We start from the raw sequence: 17,017 nt of genomic DNA, 5'->3' as shown, positions 1-17,017 counted from the left end.
GATAGAATGATCGGAATTTATTGACATTCACGGTCATCGCACAGTACGGTCGCGCGCAAGGTCCACCCATACCCCCCGAGGGGACGCCATGCGCGCCACCACCCTGCGCTCACTACTGGCCGCGACCCTGGTCGCCGCCGTCTCGATCACCGCGAACCCGCTGGCACCCGGCCGCGCCGACGCGGCCGCAGCCGCCGCGGACAAGGGTCCGGTCGGCTGGGACGTCTACCGCCGCCTCGACCGGCTCCCCTACCTGGCCGCCGGCAGCCAGACGCGGCAGTTCTCCAGCTTCGACCGCGGCGGCTCCAACAACGACGGCTTCGGCGGCGACTGGTCCTGCCTGCGCCAGTCCGGCGGCTGCGTCATCGCCGAGGACACCGGCCCCGGCGAGATCCAGTCGATCTGGTTCACCCGCGACGGCGGCGACGTCAGCGCCACCGGCTGGATCCGCATCGAACTCGACGGCGTCACCGTCGTCAACACCGGCCTGCAGCACCTCGTCAACGGCGGCCTCGGCGCACCGTTCGCGTTCCCGCTGGTCACCAACGCCACGCAGACCTCCGGCGGCGTCACCGTCAAGGTGCCGATGCCCTACCGGCAGTCGATGCGCATCACCACCCAGAACAACCCGCTGTTCCACCACGTCGGCTACCGCGAGTTCGCCGACGCGAGCGGCGTCAGCACCTTCAACCCGGCCGACCAGGCCCAGGACGTGCTGACCCTGCTGCGCGCGGCGGGCACCCGCGACCCCAAGCCCGCCGCGGCCGGCGCCACCACCGCCGCGACCACGGTCAACGTGCCCGCGCTGGGCTCGGCGACGCTGGCCACCCTGACCGGGCCCCGCGCCATCAGCGCGCTGCGCCTGCGCGTGCCGGACGGCACCGCCACCGAGGCGATCCTCAACTCGCTGCGGGTGCGGATCACCTTCGACGGGCGGCAGACCGTGGACGCGCCGGTCGGCGAGTTCTTCGGCTCCGGCCTGGGCGAGCGGCAGGTGCGCTCGCTGATGTCGGCGATGGACACCGCCACCGGCGGCTGGTACAGCGCGTGGTGGCCGATGCCGTTCCGCTCCTCGGCCACGGTCAGCCTGGCCAGCACCGGCGGTGCCGTCTCCGGCGTGCAGGCCGAGATCACCTCGGCACCCGACAGCACCTGGACCGACCTGCTGGCCGCCACCGGCGGCGCGGGCTACTTCACCACGCAGTCGCGGCGCGCCGAGACCGTCAACGGCAAGGACTGGATCTTCGCCGACGCGGCGGGCCGGGGCCGGTTCGTCGGCGTCTCGCACACCATGCGCGGCCACATCACCAGCGGCAACACCCGCAACTACCTCGAGGGCGACGAGCGGGCCTACGTCGACGGCGCGGCCAGCCCCGCCTGGTACGGCACCGGCACCGAGGACTTCTACGAGTCCGGGTGGTACTTCAACCGGGGCGCCTACAGCGGCGTGTTCACCGGCAACCCCGGCCACCTGCTGCGCAGCGGCACCTGCGCCGACGAGTGCGACGCGACGTACCGGCTGATGATCGGCGACTCGATGGCGTACACCTCGGCCTTCCGGTTCGGCATCGAGCACGGCCCGTTCGCCGACATGCCCGCCGAGTACAGCTCCACCGCCTTCCTCTACACCCAGCCGACCTACGGCAGCGCCCGCAGCGACACGGTGCTCACCGGCGACGCGGCCAGCCGCACGGCGCACTCCTACAGCGACAGCGGCACCCAGTCGACGCTGACCTCGGTCTACGAGGGCGACGACGACGTCACCACGGTCAGCGGCGCGGTGCGCGCGGGCAGCGGCCCGATCTCGTTCCGGCTCGCGATCGACCCGAACAACCAGGGGGTACGGCTGCGCCGCAGCGGCGACCAGGCGCAGGCCTACCAGCAGGCGACCGTGGGCGTCGACGGATCCGGCGCGGGCACCTGGTCGCAGCCGCTGGGCAACGACCGGCAGCGCTGGCTCGACGACGAGTTCCCGCTGCCCCCGGCGCTGACCGCGGGCAAGAGCGGCATCACCGTCACACTCACCCCGGCGGCCGGGGCACCGGCCTGGACGGCGAGCCGCTACACCGCGCTCAGCCTGCTGCCCGGCTTCACCGACGTCGGCACCCCCGGCGCGGTCACCGGGCTGACCGTCGGCGGCTCGCGGGTGCACGCGCTGGCGCTGAGCTGGAACGAGCCGGTCGACAACACCGGCATCGCCGGCTACCGGGTGTACGCGGCGCAGACCTCCGACGTGCCCCTCACCTCCGGCAACCTGCGCGCCACGGTCACCGCCCCGGCCTGGCGGCACGGCCCGCTGCGCGCCGGGCAGACCTGGTACTACCGGATCGTCGCCGTCGACGGGGCGGGCAACACCGGTCCGGCCTCGGCGGTCGCGGGCGGCACCACCAGGGCCCGCACGGTCAGCGACGTCAACGGCGACGGCCGCGACGACGTCGTCGACTTCACCCGGGGCACCCTGGCCGACGTGTACACGGGCCTGTCCACCGGCAGCGCGTTCGGCGCGGCCGCGAAGTGGAACGACTTCTTCGCCGTGGACACCGAGATCCCGCTGACCGGCGACTTCAACGGCGACGGCCGCGACGACATCGCCACGTTCACCCGGGGCAGCACCGCCGACGTGTACGTGGCCCTGTCCACCGGCACCGCGTTCGGCGGCGGCGCGAAGTGGCACGACTGGTTCGCGGCGGGCACCGAGACCCCGGCCGTCGGCGACGTCGACGGCGACGGCCGCGACGACATCATCACCTTCACCCTCGGCTCCACCGGCGACGTGTACGTGGCCCTGTCCACCGGCTCCTCGTTCGGGGCGGGCGTTAAATGGCACGACAACTTCGGCTACGGCACCGAACTGCCCGCCGTGGGCGACGTCGACGGCGACGGCCGCGACGACATCCTGACCTTCACCCGGGGCGGCGGCGCGGACGTGTACGCGTCCCTGTCCGACGGCTCGCGGTTCGTGCAGGACGCCTGGAAGTGGCACGACAGCATCGCGCCCGGCACCGACCTGCCCGGCGTCGGCGACGCCGACGGCGACGGCCGCGACGACGTCATCACCTTCACCCGGGGCAGCACCGCCGACGTGTACGTCTACCGCTCCGGCGGTAGCGGCTTCGCCAACGCGGTGAAGTGGCACGACGGGTTCGCGATCAACGCCGAGACGCCCGGCGTCGGGGACTTCAACGGCGACGGCCGGTCCGACGTGGCCACCTACACCGGCGGCACCACCGCCGACGTATTCGTGTCCCTGTCCGACGGCACGAAGTACGTCCAGTCCGGCTGGAAGTGGTCCGACCAGCTCACCCCCGACACCGACCTCCCCCGCCCGAGCCTCTACCAGCCCTGATCGAGGGCATGCGGAAGGGGCGGCTCCCGCACGGGAGCCGCCCCTTCCGCATGCGCGTCGGCGTCGGGCGTCGGGCGTCGGTGCAGTTTCGGGGAAAGTGCACGAATCTTGGGCCGGATTCCTGCACTTTCCCCGAAACTGCAGATCGGGTCCGCGTTCTCGCCCGGTGAATGACCGCTAGTGGCGATCTTGCGCGCCGGGCCCTCGGCATGATCGCCGCCAGCGGTCCGGATCCTGGAATCGGCCTTGGACGGCGCCCGGAGCATGACCGCCAGCCGTGATCTTCGAAGACCCGACCCGCGTTGATCGCCGTCGGCGGCCAGAACGGCCCGGTTCAGGCGGTGCACTGACCCGCGACGGCGATCAACGCCGGACCACCCGAGATAGACTTCAACAGACGGTGACGGACGTGGTGCCGGCCGCTCATGTCCTAGGGTGGCCGGATGGATGACACCACGGGAAGCACAGCCGACACAGGCCGACTCGCGGAACAGGAACTGCTGCGGCTGGCCGCCCTGGTGGCAGCGGACACCGCGCTGCTGGACGAGCTGCACGCCGACGACTTCATCCTGGTCAATCCGGGCGGCGGCGTGTGGGACAGGGCGTTCTACCTCGGCGGTGTCACCGACGGATCGATCGACTACCGGAGATTCGAGGCGGTGACGGCGATACAGGTGCTCGCCGGCGACGGCGTCGCGGTCGTGCGGTACCGGTCCGCGATCGAGATCGCCGTCGACCGTGGCGAGTACGTGTCACTGAACGCGTGGCACCTGGACTGCTACCGGCACGACGAGCGATCCGGGCGATGGCGCTGCGTGTGGTCCCAGGCCACCCGCACCGAAGACGAATGATCCGACATCATCAGACGTCGCCCAGGATGACGCCCCTCAACTCCGCCAGCGTCCCGATCCGGCAGCTCGCCCGCGAGAGGTCCTGCCCTGCCGTGAACGCGTTATGGACGACGACGCAGTCGACACCCGCCGCCACCGCCGAGTTCAGCCCCCTGGCTGAATCCTCCACCACCAGCGCCTCCGCTTTGACGGCTCCGAAACGCTGCAAGCCGGTCAGGTACGGCTCCGGATGCGGCTTGGCGAGCCGGTAGTCCTCGCGGACGAGCACGAAGTCCATGAACCGCCGGATCTGGCGCCGCTCGTGGATGAGCTCGAAATCCGCGCGCTTCGCCGTCGTCACGATGGCCATGCGGACGTGTCTCGACAGTTCGGCGAGCGTTTCGACGACGCCTTCGATCTCAATGGCCTCCGTGCGCAGATACTGCTGGTAGTAACCGTTGCGGACCTCGCGCAGCCGGTTGATGGTCGGCTCGTCGACGCCTGCCGCCCGGGCCTGGGCCCAGGTGCCCGCACCCGCGCTCATGTCCCGCAGGTACCGCGCCTTGTCCAGCGTCAGCCCGATGTCGGCCAGTGCGCGCTCCCCGGCCCGGTAGTACCAGTACTCGGTGTCCACCAGCACACCGTCATGGTCGAAGAGCACATACTTCTTCACGTCCTGATCCTCTCCGGTGGTCACGACCCCCGGAAGAGTTCGCGAGAGGCATCCGAGCACGCCGTGCAGGCTCGGGCTGATCCTAGGCAGCGGCGGCTTGCTGACGTGGAGCCGGTGACCGTTCCGCGCGATCTTGCAGTTTCGGGGAAAGTGCACGAATCTCGGGCCCGATTCCCGCTCTTTCCCCGAAACTGCATGTCAGGTCCGCGCTCAGCCGAGGACGGCGGCCCGCTGGGCGACGGGGGGCAGGTCGAACGGGCGGTGCGGCAGGGTCTGGTACCAGTACGCCGTGGACGAGAAGTCGTCGGAGCGCTTGTTGGCGTGCCCGTGCTCGATGGTCACCCGGATCGACTCGGTGAACGTCACCGGGTCCTCGATGTGGAACCGGTAGAGCGAGATGTCGCCGCTCCAGTTCTCCCCGCCCGGCAGGGTGATGCCGTGGTACGGCGCGTGGTGCTCCTGGGTGGGGCACCACGCGGTGCCGAAGTAGTCCTCGGTGCCGGTCCCGTGCAGGCTCGGCGGCCACTGCTCCCCGTCGATGAAGATCATGTCATCGCCCTCGCCGTACCAGTTCCAGTCGCTGGTCTGGCGCAGGTTGCGGATGTTGAGCACGCAGCCGACGTAGTGGCCCCGGCCGACCGCGTCGAGGATGACGTAGTTGCCGTCCCCGGTCAGGTTCTCGCCCTCCACCTGGTGCGCGCGGTGGCTGGCGGTGCCCTGCGGGATCCCGTCGGTGGGCCGCTCGCAGCGCCACTGGGCGTGGAAGTAGCCCAGCTCGCTGACGATGTCCTCGGCCGCGCCGGGCTCGTACAGCTCGTAGTCCACGTAGTAGTAGAAGAAGACCGGCTGGTCGGCCATGTCGCTGATCAGCTCGACCTTGGCCCGGCCCGCGAACGGCATGTGGAACCAGCTGTTGAACGACTTGCCGTCCTGCGGGCTCATCTGCAGCGGAGCCGACGTGAAGTTGCGGGTCTTGCCGTGGCCGATGCCGAAGAAGTCGCCCAGCGGCGCCAGCACGCTCGGGGCGTCGGAGTCGTCCCAGGTGATGCGCAGGACCAGCCGCCGCAGGTAGTCGGTCTCGGTCTGGTCGGGCACGTCCTTGCCGGGCAGGGCGACCGTACACCAGATGTGGTTGATCGAACCGGGGCCGGTGATGTCGGCGAGCACCGCCGTGGCGCCCGGCGCGATGGTCAGCCGGTCGTCGTTGCCGCCGGTGCGGTCCCAGCTCGACTCCCGCCGCCGCTTGCTGTGCCGCAGCCGCGGCAGGTCGCGCAGGCTGGAGCCGAATCGCCCGTAACTCATGGTCTCTCCTTATATCTCTTGCTACTTCAGGCCGGACGTCTTGATGGCCTCGACCAGCCGACGCTGACCGGCCAGGAACGCCACGACGGTGGGGACCGCGGCGATGACCGTCGCGGCGAGCAGGTAGTTCCAGGCCGAGCCGTACTGGCCCTGCAGGGTCGCGATGCCGACCTGGACCATGCGCAGGTCCGGGTCGCGGGTGGCGGTGACCGGCCACAGGAACGCGTTCCAGTTGGCCAGGAAGAACAGCACGCTCAGCGAGGCCAGGGCCGGTCGGCTCAGCGGCAGCACGATGCGCCACCAGCGGTGGAAGTAGCCGCAGCCGTCCAGGTCGGCGGCCTCCTCCAGCTCCCGGGGCAGGTTGAGGTAGTACTGCCGGAGCAGGAAGATGCCGAAGGCGTGGAAGATCGCGGGCAGGATCAGCCCGGCGTACGTGTCGAGCAGGCCCAGCTCGCGGACCACCAGGAACAGCGGAACCAGGATCACCGGCAGCGAGACCAGCAGCGTGGACACGATGCCGTAGAAGATGATCCCGCGGCCGGGGAAGCGCAGCCGGGCGAGGGCGTACGCGGCCATGGAGTGCAGGATCAGGGCGGCCCCGGTCACCACCAGCGACACCAGCGCGCTGTTGAACAGGTAGCGGCCGAACGGGACCTCGGTCAGCACGTACCAGATGTTGTCGAGGGTGAACTCCGTCGGCAGGCCGCCGGCGAACACCTCGCCGGACGGCTTGAACACCGTGATGACCAGCCACAGCAGCGGGGCCACGGTCAGCAGCGCGAGCAGGTACGCCACCACCGCCCGTACCCCGATCCGGCGGCGCGGCCCGGTCCGTCCGAGCGCCTCAGTCGACATGGAACCGGCCTCCCCGGGTGGCGGCGAACATCAGCCCCGTGGCCAGCACCAGGAACGCGACCACAGCGGTGGTCAGCGCGGCGGCGTAGCCGTAGTGGTTGAACGTGAACGCCTGCTGGTAGATGTAGTAGACGACCGTGGTGGTACGGCCGGCCGGGCCGCCCTTGGTCAGGGCGAACACGAGGTCGTAGGCCTGCAGGCCGGTGACCGCGCCGATGGTCGAGTTGACGGCCACGAAGAAGCTGGTCGGCTTGAGCAGCGGCCAGGTGATGTGGCGGAACCGCTGCCACGACCCCGCGCCGTCGATCATGGCCGCGTCGGTGAACTCCGACGGGATGTCCTTGAGCCCGCCCAGGAAGATCAGCATCTGGTAGCCCATCAGGAACCACACGCTGACCCCGACCAGGGTCCACCGGGCCAGCTCCGGGTCACCCAGGAACGACACGTCGCCGCCGCCGAGCGGGCGTAGCAGGCCGGGCACCGCGCCCTGCTTGTCGACCAGCAGGAACTGCCAGACCACGCCGACCACGATGAGGCTGATGACGTGCGGGGCGAACAGGGCGGTGCGCACCGCGCCGACGCCCGGGAAGTGGTCGCGCACCAGCAGGGCCAGGCCGAGCCCGGCCAGGAAGCACAGCGGCACGAACGCCACCGTGTACGTGGCGGTCACCTTGACGCTCTGCCAGAACTGGTCGTCGCTGCCCAGCAGCCGGAAGTTGTCCAGGCCGACGAAGGTGTAGCCGCCGAAGCCGTCCACCTCGTACAGGGACACGCCCAGGGCCAGCACCATCGGCAGCACCACGAAGACGAGCAGGCCGAGCAGGTCGGGCGCGATGAAGGCGTACGCCGCCAGCGCCTCCTTGCGCCTGCGGGCGCCGGCCGCGCCCGTGCTGATCCGCCCCCGAGGCGCCGCGGCCGGCCGGGGCGGTAACCCCGGCCGGCTCGTGCGGCCCGGCTGCGGTCGTTGTACGACTGTCACCGTGACTCCGCTTCTTCAGTAACGTGGATCCGCGCCCGGATCAGAGGATCGCGGCGCCCTTGTACCCGGACAGGAAGGCGTCGATCTTCCCAGCGGCGTCCGCGGCGGCCGTGGCGGGGACCGCCCCGCCCAGCATGGTCGCCTGGATCGCGTCGGAGATCGCCTTGTACACCTCGGGGGTGTACCGGGGCTCGGCCCGCCCACCGGGCACGACCTGCTCCATGAACGTCTTCAGCGCCGGCTTCTCGAACGCCCCGGCCTTGGTCGCCGCCTCCTTGACCGACTTGCGCGAGGGCATGTTGGTCTTGACGACGGTGTTCCACTGCCGCATCCGCTCGACGCCCTCGGCGTCGGTCGAGCCCAGCGCCCAGGCGATGAACTTCGCCGCGGCCTGCGGGTTGCCGCCCTTGGCGTTGGCGCAGAACGCCCAGCCGCCCATGTCGGTGGTGTAGGTGCCGCCGGTGGGGGTGGGCAGTGGGAACACGCCGTACCTGAAGTCCTTGGCGTCGGTCTCCAGCTGCGACACCGACCAGATGCCGGTCTGCTGCATGGCGCAGAAGCCCGAGGCCAGGTTCGCCACGGCGTTGCCGCCGCCGTCGCCCTGGGTCTTCTTCGGGGCGATGCCGTTCTTCACCGCGTCGCCCCACAGGCCCAGCGCCTTGTGCACGGCGTCGCTGTTGAAGCCGCTCTTGCCGTCGGGGCCGACCGCGGCCGCCCCGCCCTGCCACATGAACGGGTACCAGGTGAAGTTCTGGTAGTAGCCGGGCGCGGTCTCGAACAGCAGGCCGAAGCGCTTGTCGTCGGTCAGCTTCCGGCCGACGTCGAGCAGCTGGTCCCAGGTCTTCGGAAGGTCGCCCTCGGACAGGCCCGCCTTCTCGAACGCGTCGGTGCTGTAGTACATCGCCAGCGGCTCGATCTCCATCGGCAGGCCGAAGACCTTGCCCTCGACGGTACGGGTGTCCAGCACCCCGTCGACGAAGTCATCCTTGGCGCCCGCGCCCAGGTGCGGAGTGAGGTCGGTCAGCACGCCGCCGTTGTAGTAGCGCAGGAAGTCACCGGGGCTGATGATGAAGATGTCCGGCCCGGCGCCGGAGGAGAACGCCGTCTGCAGCGCGGTGCCGCCGAGGTACTCCGAGACCGGCAGGTAGTGCAGTTTGATCTTGACGTCGTTGTTCGCGTTCCACTTCGCGGCCAGGTCCTCGAACCACTTGCTCTGGGCGTTGCCGTCCGGGTTCGGGCCGTAGAAGTTCCAGAACACCAGCTCCTTGGCGTCACCGCTGCCCTGGTCGCCGGACCCGCAGGCCGACAGCAGCGGCACGCCGGAGCCCAGCAGCGTCGCACCGAGCAGACCGGCCCGCAGCATGGAGCGGCGGCTGATCGCGCCCGGCTGGTTGTCGTACGCCATATTCGTATTCCTCCTGATTGAGGGGTGAACCGCGACGGGGACGTGGGACGGATACCGCGCCGCGAGTGATTCTTGGCTGTGCTGGTTCGCACCGGTACTGACTGAGTGGTCAGGCACCACCCGCGGTGTCGGATGCGGACGCCACCGCGGCGGGCTGCCGCGATGACCAGGCCCCGCCCGGCCCGTGGAGCAGGGCGGTGATCTCGTCCAGCGCCGGCATCGCCGGGGCCGAACCGTGCCGGGTGACGGCCAGGGCACCGGCCGCCGAGGCGAACTCGGTCGCCGCCAGCAGGCTGTCCCCCGCGGCCAGCCGTGCGGTCAGCGCGCCGCAGAAGGCGTCCCCGGCGCCCACGGTGTCGACCACGTCGACGTCGTACGCGTTGAGGGCGTTCATGCGCCAGCCGGGTTCGGGCTCGTCGGTGTCGCGGTCGACCACGACCACGCCCCGGCCGCCCAGCGTCACCACCGCACCCGTGCCGGCGAAGTCCCGGCGCAGCTTCAGCGCCACGCCCAGGGCCGCGTCGCCGCGGCAGGACAGCCCGGTGAGCTGCTCGGCCTCCACCTCGTTGGGCACGATCACGTCGACCAGGTCGGCGATCTCGCCGGGCAGATCGGCGTAGGGCGCCGGGTTGAGCACGGTGAACACCCCGGCCGCGCGGGCCAGCCGCAGCGCGGCCACCACCGCCTCGACCGGCAGCTCCAGCTGCACCAGCAGGATCCGGCTGCTCCGGATGACCCCGGCCGCGGCCTCGACGTCGGCGGCGGTGACCGCCTCGTTGGCGCGCGGCACGATGATGATCGAGTTCGCGCCGGTGGGCTCCACGACGGGCAGACCCACGCCGGTGCCCAGGTCCGCGTCGCGGTGCACCTGGCTGGCGTCGATGCCCTCCTGGGCCAGCATGAGCAGGAACTCCTCGCCGTACCGGTCGGCGCCCAGGCGCCCCACCATGGCGACGCGCGCTCCGGCGCGGGCCGCGGCCACGGCCTGGTTGAGCCCCTTGCCGCCGAGCGCCTCGTAGAAGCCGTGTCCGCGCAGCGTCTCGCCGGTCTCCGGCCTGCGGGGCGCCTGCGCGATCAGGTCCTTCATGAAGCTGCCGAGCACGCACACGTCGTACGCCCGGTCTTCGGCCGCGGTCATCGGTCCTCCTCCGTGGTGCCGAGCAGCAGCCGGCCGAGCGTTCCGCCCGGGTGGAATCCGGCGAACTCCTCCGAGGTGAAGCCCCGGCGCACCATCAGCGCCGAGGCCAGCGCGTCGCCCATGGCCAGGGTGGCCGTGGTGGACGCGGTCGGGGCGACGTTGAGCGGGTCGGCCTCGCGGTCGACGGTGACGTCGAGGGTGAACCCGGCGATCGCGCCGAGGGTCGATCGGGGCCGGCCGGTCAGCGCGACCACCTGGCAGCCCCGGACGGCGACCATGCGGGCGAAGGCACAGACCTCGGCGGTCTCGCCCGAGGCCGACAGCGCGATGAGCACGTCGGCCGGGGCGACCATGCCGGAGTCGCCGTGCAGCGCCTCGGCCGCGTGCACGAAGTGGGTGGGGGTGCCGGTGCTGGCCAGCGTGGCGGCGATCTTGCGTCCGATCAGGCCGGACTTGCCCAGGCCGGAGACGATGACCCGGCCCCGGCAGGCCAGGATCAGGTCCACGACCGCGCCGAACTCGTCGCCCAGCCGCTCCACCAGCGCGGAGATCGCCTCCGCCTCGCGGATGAGCGTCTCGCGGGCGGCGTCCATGCCCGCGTCCTGCGGCCGCGAAGGCGCGAGCCGTCCCGGTTCCGGCGCGTGCTGGCCGGGTTCGCCGGCCGATTGCGTCGTCACGATGGTCCTCTCGTCGGTTGCCTGCCCTGGGCGGGTACCCAGAACGAGAAATCGATTTCCGGAAAACTAGGCCTCTGAACGCGACCCTGTCAACGGGACAGATCGGACTTTCGAGCAATCGAAATCACGCCGTGACCTGCGGAAACACGGCACGCCGGACAGAGCGGCCGCGTCCGCGGATCCGCCCTGTCCGGCGTGCTGTGTTCGGTGTTCCTACCGTCGTCTCAGGTCAGAACGCGGTCTCTCCGGCCAGGCCGAAGAAGTCGTTCCACTTGGTCGCGGCGCCGAAGCCCGAGCCGGTGGACAGCGCCACCCACGCGTCGGCGTCGCCGTCACTGGAGAACGCGACGGCATCGGCCTTCCCGTCCCCGTTGACGTCGGAGAGGTACGGGAACTGCCCCAGCGGCGCGAACGCGCTGTGCCACAGCTGCGCCGCCCCGAACGAGGACCCGTTGGACAGGGCCACGTACACGTCGTCGCTGCCCTGCACGAACGCGAGCGCGTCGGCCCTGCCGTCGCCGTTCACGTCGCCGACGCGCGGGGTCTGCCCGCCCCAGGCGAAGGTGTCGTGCCACAGCACGCCCGGCCCGAACGAGGAGCCGTTGGACAGCGCCACGTACACGTCGCCCGCGCCGCCCTGGGTGAAGGTGACGATGTCGTCCCTGCCGTCGCCGTTGAAGTCGGCCACGGCCGGGAACTCGCCCGGCGGGGCGAAGAACTCGTGCCACTTGACCCCGGCGCCGAACGAGGAGCCGTTGGACAGCGCCACGAACACGTCGCCGTTGCCGTCCTGGACGAACGTCATGACGTCGTCCCTGCCGTCACCGTTGAAGTCGCCGACCGCCGGGGTCTCCACCGCCGGGGCGAACCAGTCGTGCCACTTGGTGCCGGCCCCCAGGCCGCCGCCGTTGGACAGGGCCACGTACACGTCGCCGAGGGTGCCGCGGGTGAAGGTGACCACGTCGTCCTTGCCGTCGCCGTTGAAGTCGCCGGTCAGCGGCGTCTCCCCCGGCAGCGAGAACATGTCGTGCCACTTCACGCCACCGGCGAAGGAGCTGCCGGTCGAGGCGCCCACGTACAGGTCGGCCAGCGCGTTCTGGGTGAAGACCACCGCGTCGTCCCTGCCGTCGCCGGTCAGATCGGTCGACGACCCGCCCAGCGGCATTCCGGCGTACGTGCCGAAGTACACCTCCAGCTCGGCGATCGAGGTGAAGGTCCGGGTCCCGCCCGGCGCCCCGATGATCCGCACGCCGTCGGCGTCGACCGGGTCGAAGCCCAGCGTGTAGGTCTTGTACGGCCCCGCGGCGTTGCTGTACGGGTACAGCGGCGCGGTCTTCAGCCCGCGCACGTCACTCCACACGTGGTTGCGCCGCACCTGCACCCGCAGATTCGCGGCGAACCAGCCGCCGTCGGCGAACGTCGCGCCGCTGGTGAACACGACCTTGTTGATCGCGTACCGGCGCGGCCACGTGTAGCCCCACCAGCTCTCACCCTTGCGCTCGTCGTTCCAGTCGTCCTCGCTGACGCCGCGGTTGCCGTCGTTGTAGAACCCGTAGTTGCCGTAGTGCGCCACCCGCTCGACCGGCACCGTGCCCGGCTCGCGGGCCAGGTTGCGCGCCGGGTCGTAGGCGTTGGCCGCGGTGGTGGCCGTGTACGGCACCAGCGACATCGGCCGCAGTGAGTACGTGTACACCGCCGTCCCGCCGCCGCCGCACGGGCAGACGTTGGACTGCAGCCACACCGACCGCCCGTCGGCGCTGATGTACTTCGACGGGATCGTCGTGGCGTAGCCGCCGTGCTTGGCCGTGGTCCACGGGTAGCCGCCGAAGTCCTTGGTCGCGAACGGCTTCCACGGACCCCACGGCGTCGGCGACTCGTAGAACTCGAACGTGTACTCGGTCCACGACGTGTAGAGGTACCGGTTGAGGGGCTTGTCGTAGACCACGCCGCCCTGGCTGATCACGCTCAGGTTGCGCACCCGGTTGGCGGTGTACACGTCGGGGTAGACGCGCCGGTCGTCGTGCAGCACCGCCACGCGGCGGTTGATGTCCGACGACCACTGCGGCGTGCCGCCGGCGTCGAAGCCGGAGACGAACTGCCAGGTGGACCGGTTCTGCACCGACGCGCGGGGCACCCGGGCCAGGTAGACGTCGACCGGGTCGGGCACCCGGTTGGCGAACGAGTCCCGCCAGTTGCCGTCCAGCCCGTACGCGTAGACGTAGCCGTCGACGGCGTTGGCGTAGTTCTTGCCGTAGTCCAGGAACATGATCGTGGTGAACACGCCGTTGCCGAACATCGGCGCCGACCGGTTCCAGGACCAGGTGCGGCCGTGGTCGGTCGAGCGGGCGACGGTCGCCGCGGGCGCGTCGTCGAAGTCCAGCGCGAGGTCCTGCACGGCCAGGTAGAGCGAGCCGTCGGCGCAGGCCATACCGGTGGGCTTGCGGGTGTGGTTGGCGGTCCAGACCTGCCCGACCTGGTCGCCCAGGGCCAGCGTGGTGCCGGCCAGCGAGCCCGGCATGCCGGTGATCCGGTTGACGCCGATGTCGGAGAAGTTCGGGCCGAAGCCCTTGCCGTCGCCGTGGGCGGCGTAGACGTGGTCGTCGTCGGACCAGCAGTTGGCCCACAGGTCCCCGTCGCCGTTGGCCTGGGTCGTGGCGTGGCTGGCGATGCTGGTGGTGGCGAAGAAGGTGCTGGCCGGCGGGGTGTAGGCGACGGGCTGCAGCCTCGGCGCGGCGGTGGTGGCGGATGAGGCGGCCGCGGCGCTCGCGGCCACCAGGGCGACCGCGAGCACGGTCGGCAGGAGCTGGGATTTCAGGCGCATCGCACCCTCCCGGGGACGGTTGGTCGGCGTCCGGAAGCGAAGGTCTGCTCAGGACGGTTCAGAAGACACGGTTGAGCAATCGATTTCTTGCCGGGAACGTACATCGACCGAATATCGTCGTCAAGACACCGCTTCAACGTGGCGGAAATCTTCGCGCGTCCAGGAATTCGATTTCTCCTGCTAGGCTCGCGCACAGCCCGGCACCCGCAGCGACGCCGTCACCGAGGATGATGTCGACCGGAGCAGGCGGGGCCGCGGCCGAGAGCGAGGAACGATGGCGACCATCTACGACGTGGCCAAGCAGGCCGGGGTCTCCGCCGCCACCGTGTCCCGGGTCGTCAACGGCCGGGCCAGCGTCGACACCGCGCTCGCCGCCCGGGTGCAGCAGGCCATGCGGGAACTGGACTACCGCCCCAACGCGCTGGCCCGCAACCTGCGCCGCCGCCAGACCAGCATCTGGGCCGTGGTCATCTCCGACATCGGCAACCCGTTCTTCACCTCCATGGTGCGCGGCATCGAGGACGTGGCCCAGGGGGCCGGCTACTCGGTGGTCCTGTGCAACAGCGACGAGGACGCCGCCAAGGAGGCCCGCTACGTGGCCGCGGCGCTCGAGGAGCAGATGGCGGGCGTGATCATCTCGTCGGCGGGCAGGGCCGCCAACGTGAACCGGCTGATCGAGGCCGGTACGCCGGTGGTCGCGATCGACCGCGAGGTGCGCGGCGCGGCCGTCGACACGGTGCTGGTCGACAACGAGCACGGCGCCGAGCTGGCCGTGGAGCACCTGATCGAGGCCGGGTACGAGCGCATCGCCTGCATCGGCGGCCCGCGCAGGCTGCCCACCGCCCAGCAGCGCCTGCGCGGCTACCAGCGGGCGCTCCGGGCGCACCGGCGCCCGGCCGACGACGAGCTGGTCCGCCACGGCGACTACCGGCAGGAGGGCGGCTACCAGGCGATGGCCGCGCTGCTGGACGAGGGCGAGCGGCCCGACGCGATCTTCGCGGCGAACAACCTGATGACCATCGGGGCCCTGGAGTGCCTGGCCGACCGGGGCATCAGCGTGCCGGACCGGATGGGCGTGGTCGGCTTCGACGACATCCCGTGGGCGCACCTGGTGCGGCCGTCGCTGACCACGGTCGCGCAGCCGACCTACGAGCTGGGCCGCACGGCGGCGCTGCTGCTGGCCGAGCGGATCGCCGAGCCGTCGCGTCCGCCGTCGACGGTCACTCTGCGTACCGAGCTGAAGGTGCGCGCCAGTTCCAACCGGCCGTCCGTCGCCTGAGGACGGCCGCACCCGCGACGAGCTGCGCGGTTTGGACATCCGGTGATCGGGTCACCGGATATATGAAAAAGATTTACTTGACGACGCTTTCGGGTGGTTGATATTTTCGCCAGCACGAAATTCATAGCCGTCCATCACGCGCTGCACCGAACGCGTCGGTCCACGCGCTAGGCAAACCCCGAATCACCTGGTCACAGGCTGTCCTACCGGGACGGCCAGCCGAACCTGCCCGCACCGTGGCGGGCTTCCCCCCGAACCAGGAGTGGCCATGCGACGCAAGCTCGCGATCCTCCTCACCCCCCTACTGATCGCCCCCGTCCTCACCGCGGTCGGCTTCGCCTCCCCGGCGAACGCCGCCTGCACCTCCATCCCCGCCACCGCCGACCCGTCGGTCCTCGTGATCGTCTACCGGGTCGGCAAGGCCAACAACGTCAACGACAAGGTCATGCTCTCGGGCTTCGAGACCGGCTGGGTCGAGTCGCACATGAACAACCTGCCGTGCGGCGACAAGTCCTCCCTGGGCGTGTTCCAGCAGCGCTGGGACTACGGCTGGGGCACCCCCGAGCAGATCATGGACCCGGTCTACTCGGCCACGCAGTACTTCGTGCGCGCCATCGTGTGCGACCGGGACCACCCGGGCTACACCACCGGACAGGTCGCCCAGTGCGTGCAGCGCTCCGGCTTCCCGGACCGCTACGACCAGGTCCAGGGCACCGCTGGCGGCCTGCTGGCCACCGCCCGCCGGGCCGCCGAGATCCACGCCAACTCGCCGACCGACTTCAACGGCGACGGCAAGGACGACATCGTCACGTTCAACCAGGGCACCCTGGCCGACGTGTACGTCTCGCCCTCCACCGGCAGCGCCTTCGCCGGCACCTCGGTGAAGTGGAACGACTTCTTCGCCGTCGGCGGCGAGACCCCGCTGACCGGCGACTTCAACGGCGACGGCAAGGACGACATCGTCACCTTCACCCACGGCAGCGGCACCGCCGGCGACGTGTACGTCGGCCTGTCCACCGGCTCCGGCTTCCTCGGCGGCGCCAAGTGGAACGACTGGTTCGCCCCCGGCGCGGAGATCCCGGCCGTCGGCGACGTCAACGGCGACGGCCGGGACGACATCATCACGTTCACCCACGACGCCCGCGGCGACGTGTACGTGAGCCTCTCCACCGGCAGCTCCTTCGCGCCCGGCGTGAAGTGGCACGAGTTCTTCGCCCCCGCCTGGGAGTACCCGGCCGTGGCCGACGTCAACGGCGACGGCCGGGCCGACCTGATCACGTTCACCCAGGGTGCGGCCACCGCCGCCGACGTGTACGTGGCGCTGTCCAACGGCTCCTCGTTCGGGGCGGGCCAGAAGTGGCACGACCTGTTCGCCGTCGGCAACGAGCTGCCACGCGTGGGCGACGTCAACGGCGACGGCAAGGCCGACATCGTCACCTTCACCTGCAACGCCGACGCCGACGTGTACGCCGCGCTGTCCAACGGCGCGGGCTTCGTCGGCACCACCGTCAAGTGGAACGACTTCTTCTGCACCGCGGGCGAGTTCCCCTACCTCTCCGACGTCAACGGCGACGGCAAGGACGACGCGGTGGTCTTCACCAAGGCGGGCACCAACGACGTCTACGTCGGACTGTCCACCGGCACCGGCTTCCTCGGCGGCGCCAAGTGGCACGACTTCTTCGGCCTCAACGGCGAGACCACGCTGTGACCCG

The 17,017-nt window shown here is 70.6% G+C and carries 12 protein-coding genes; 4 read left to right on the top strand and 8 right to left on the bottom strand.

The window, feature by feature from the left end:
* Positions 1–88 precede the first annotated feature (88 nt).
* Entirely contained in the window at positions 89–3,346 is a 3,258-nt protein-coding gene (locus QEZ54_RS19365) for a DUF2961 domain-containing protein (RefSeq protein ID WP_281306061.1), read from the top strand.
* Between the two features lie 443 nt (positions 3,347–3,789).
* A complete protein-coding gene (locus tag QEZ54_RS19360; protein WP_281306060.1) occupies positions 3,790–4,197 on the top strand; it encodes a nuclear transport factor 2 family protein in 408 nt (135 codons plus the stop codon).
* 10 nt (positions 4,198–4,207) lie between these two features.
* Here QEZ54_RS19360 and QEZ54_RS19355 read toward each other — a convergent pair whose 3' ends face one another.
* The 8 genes from QEZ54_RS19355 to QEZ54_RS19320 all read right to left on the bottom strand — a co-directional run bounded on the left by QEZ54_RS19355 (position 4,208) and on the right by QEZ54_RS19320 (position 14,026).
* Entirely contained in the window at positions 4,208–4,849 is a 642-nt protein-coding gene (locus tag QEZ54_RS19355) for an HAD family phosphatase (protein ID WP_281306059.1), read from the bottom strand.
* A 210-nt stretch (positions 4,850–5,059) separates the two neighbouring features.
* Positions 5,060–6,151, bottom strand: coding sequence for a glycoside hydrolase family 172 protein (locus QEZ54_RS19350; protein WP_281306058.1), 1,092 nt, complete (start codon positions 6,149–6,151; stop codon positions 5,060–5,062).
* A gap of 21 nt (positions 6,152–6,172) precedes the next feature.
* Positions 6,173–7,006: a carbohydrate ABC transporter permease gene (locus QEZ54_RS19345; RefSeq protein WP_281306057.1), complete on the bottom strand. Its 834-nt coding sequence runs from the start codon at positions 7,004–7,006 to the stop codon at positions 6,173–6,175.
* Complete coding sequence (locus QEZ54_RS19340) at positions 6,996–7,985, bottom strand: sugar ABC transporter permease (protein ID WP_281306056.1); 990 nt, start codon at positions 7,983–7,985, stop codon at positions 6,996–6,998. The genes QEZ54_RS19345 and QEZ54_RS19340 overlap by 11 nt, the downstream gene beginning before the upstream one ends.
* Positions 7,986–8,025: 40 nt before the next feature.
* The gene (locus QEZ54_RS19335) at positions 8,026–9,390 is read right to left on the bottom strand and encodes a sugar ABC transporter substrate-binding protein (RefSeq protein ID WP_281306055.1); all 1,365 of its coding nucleotides are present in this window, start codon (positions 9,388–9,390) and stop codon (positions 8,026–8,028) included.
* 109 nt (positions 9,391–9,499) lie between these two features.
* The gene (locus QEZ54_RS19330) at positions 9,500–10,528 is read right to left on the bottom strand and encodes a ribokinase (RefSeq protein WP_281306054.1); all 1,029 of its coding nucleotides are present in this window, start codon (positions 10,526–10,528) and stop codon (positions 9,500–9,502) included.
* Positions 10,525–11,205, bottom strand: coding sequence for an SIS domain-containing protein (locus tag QEZ54_RS19325; RefSeq protein ID WP_281306053.1), 681 nt, complete (start codon positions 11,203–11,205; stop codon positions 10,525–10,527). The genes QEZ54_RS19330 and QEZ54_RS19325 overlap by 4 nt, the downstream gene beginning before the upstream one ends.
* 229 nt (positions 11,206–11,434) lie before the next feature.
* Complete coding sequence (locus QEZ54_RS19320) at positions 11,435–14,026, bottom strand: FG-GAP-like repeat-containing protein (RefSeq protein WP_281306052.1); 2,592 nt, start codon at positions 14,024–14,026, stop codon at positions 11,435–11,437.
* A gap of 274 nt (positions 14,027–14,300) precedes the next feature.
* Between QEZ54_RS19320 and QEZ54_RS19315 the strand changes: the two genes are divergently transcribed.
* Complete coding sequence (locus tag QEZ54_RS19315; RefSeq protein ID WP_281306051.1) at positions 14,301–15,305, top strand: LacI family DNA-binding transcriptional regulator; 1,005 nt, start codon at positions 14,301–14,303, stop codon at positions 15,303–15,305.
* 268 nt (positions 15,306–15,573) lie between these two features.
* On the top strand, positions 15,574–17,013 hold the full coding sequence (locus QEZ54_RS19310; RefSeq protein ID WP_281306050.1) for a VCBS repeat-containing protein: 1,440 nt from the start codon (positions 15,574–15,576) through the stop codon (positions 17,011–17,013).
* Positions 17,014–17,017 lie beyond the last annotated feature (4 nt).

The sequence above is a fragment of the Catellatospora sp. KI3 genome, from assembly GCF_029948125.1.
Taxonomy (GTDB): Bacteria; Actinomycetota; Actinomycetes; order Mycobacteriales; family Micromonosporaceae; genus Catellatospora.
Note: the sequence above shows the minus strand (reverse complement) of the source record. Positions and strands in the feature narration are given on the sequence as shown.

What these genes read in the sequence shown, in the direction of transcription:
- QEZ54_RS19365 (WP_281306061.1), top strand. Translation starts at nt 89, where the DNA reads ATGCGCGCCACCACCCTGCGCTCACTACTGGCCGCGACCCTGGTCGCC.
- QEZ54_RS19360 (WP_281306060.1), top strand. Translation starts at nt 3,790, where the DNA reads ATGGATGACACCACGGGAAGCACAGCCGACACAGGCCGACTCGCGGAA.
- QEZ54_RS19350 (WP_281306058.1), bottom strand. Translation starts at nt 6,151, where the DNA reads ATGAGTTACGGGCGATTCGGCTCCAGCCTGCGCGACCTGCCGCGGCTG.
- QEZ54_RS19345 (WP_281306057.1), bottom strand. Translation starts at nt 7,006, where the DNA reads ATGTCGACTGAGGCGCTCGGACGGACCGGGCCGCGCCGCCGGATCGGG.
- QEZ54_RS19335 (WP_281306055.1), bottom strand. Translation starts at nt 9,390, where the DNA reads ATGGCGTACGACAACCAGCCGGGCGCGATCAGCCGCCGCTCCATGCTG.
- QEZ54_RS19330 (WP_281306054.1), bottom strand. Translation starts at nt 10,528, where the DNA reads ATGACCGCGGCCGAAGACCGGGCGTACGACGTGTGCGTGCTCGGCAGC.
- QEZ54_RS19320 (WP_281306052.1), bottom strand. Translation starts at nt 14,026, where the DNA reads ATGCGCCTGAAATCCCAGCTCCTGCCGACCGTGCTCGCGGTCGCCCTG.
- QEZ54_RS19315 (WP_281306051.1), top strand. Translation starts at nt 14,301, where the DNA reads ATGGCGACCATCTACGACGTGGCCAAGCAGGCCGGGGTCTCCGCCGCC.
- QEZ54_RS19310 (WP_281306050.1), top strand. Translation starts at nt 15,574, where the DNA reads ATGCGACGCAAGCTCGCGATCCTCCTCACCCCCCTACTGATCGCCCCC.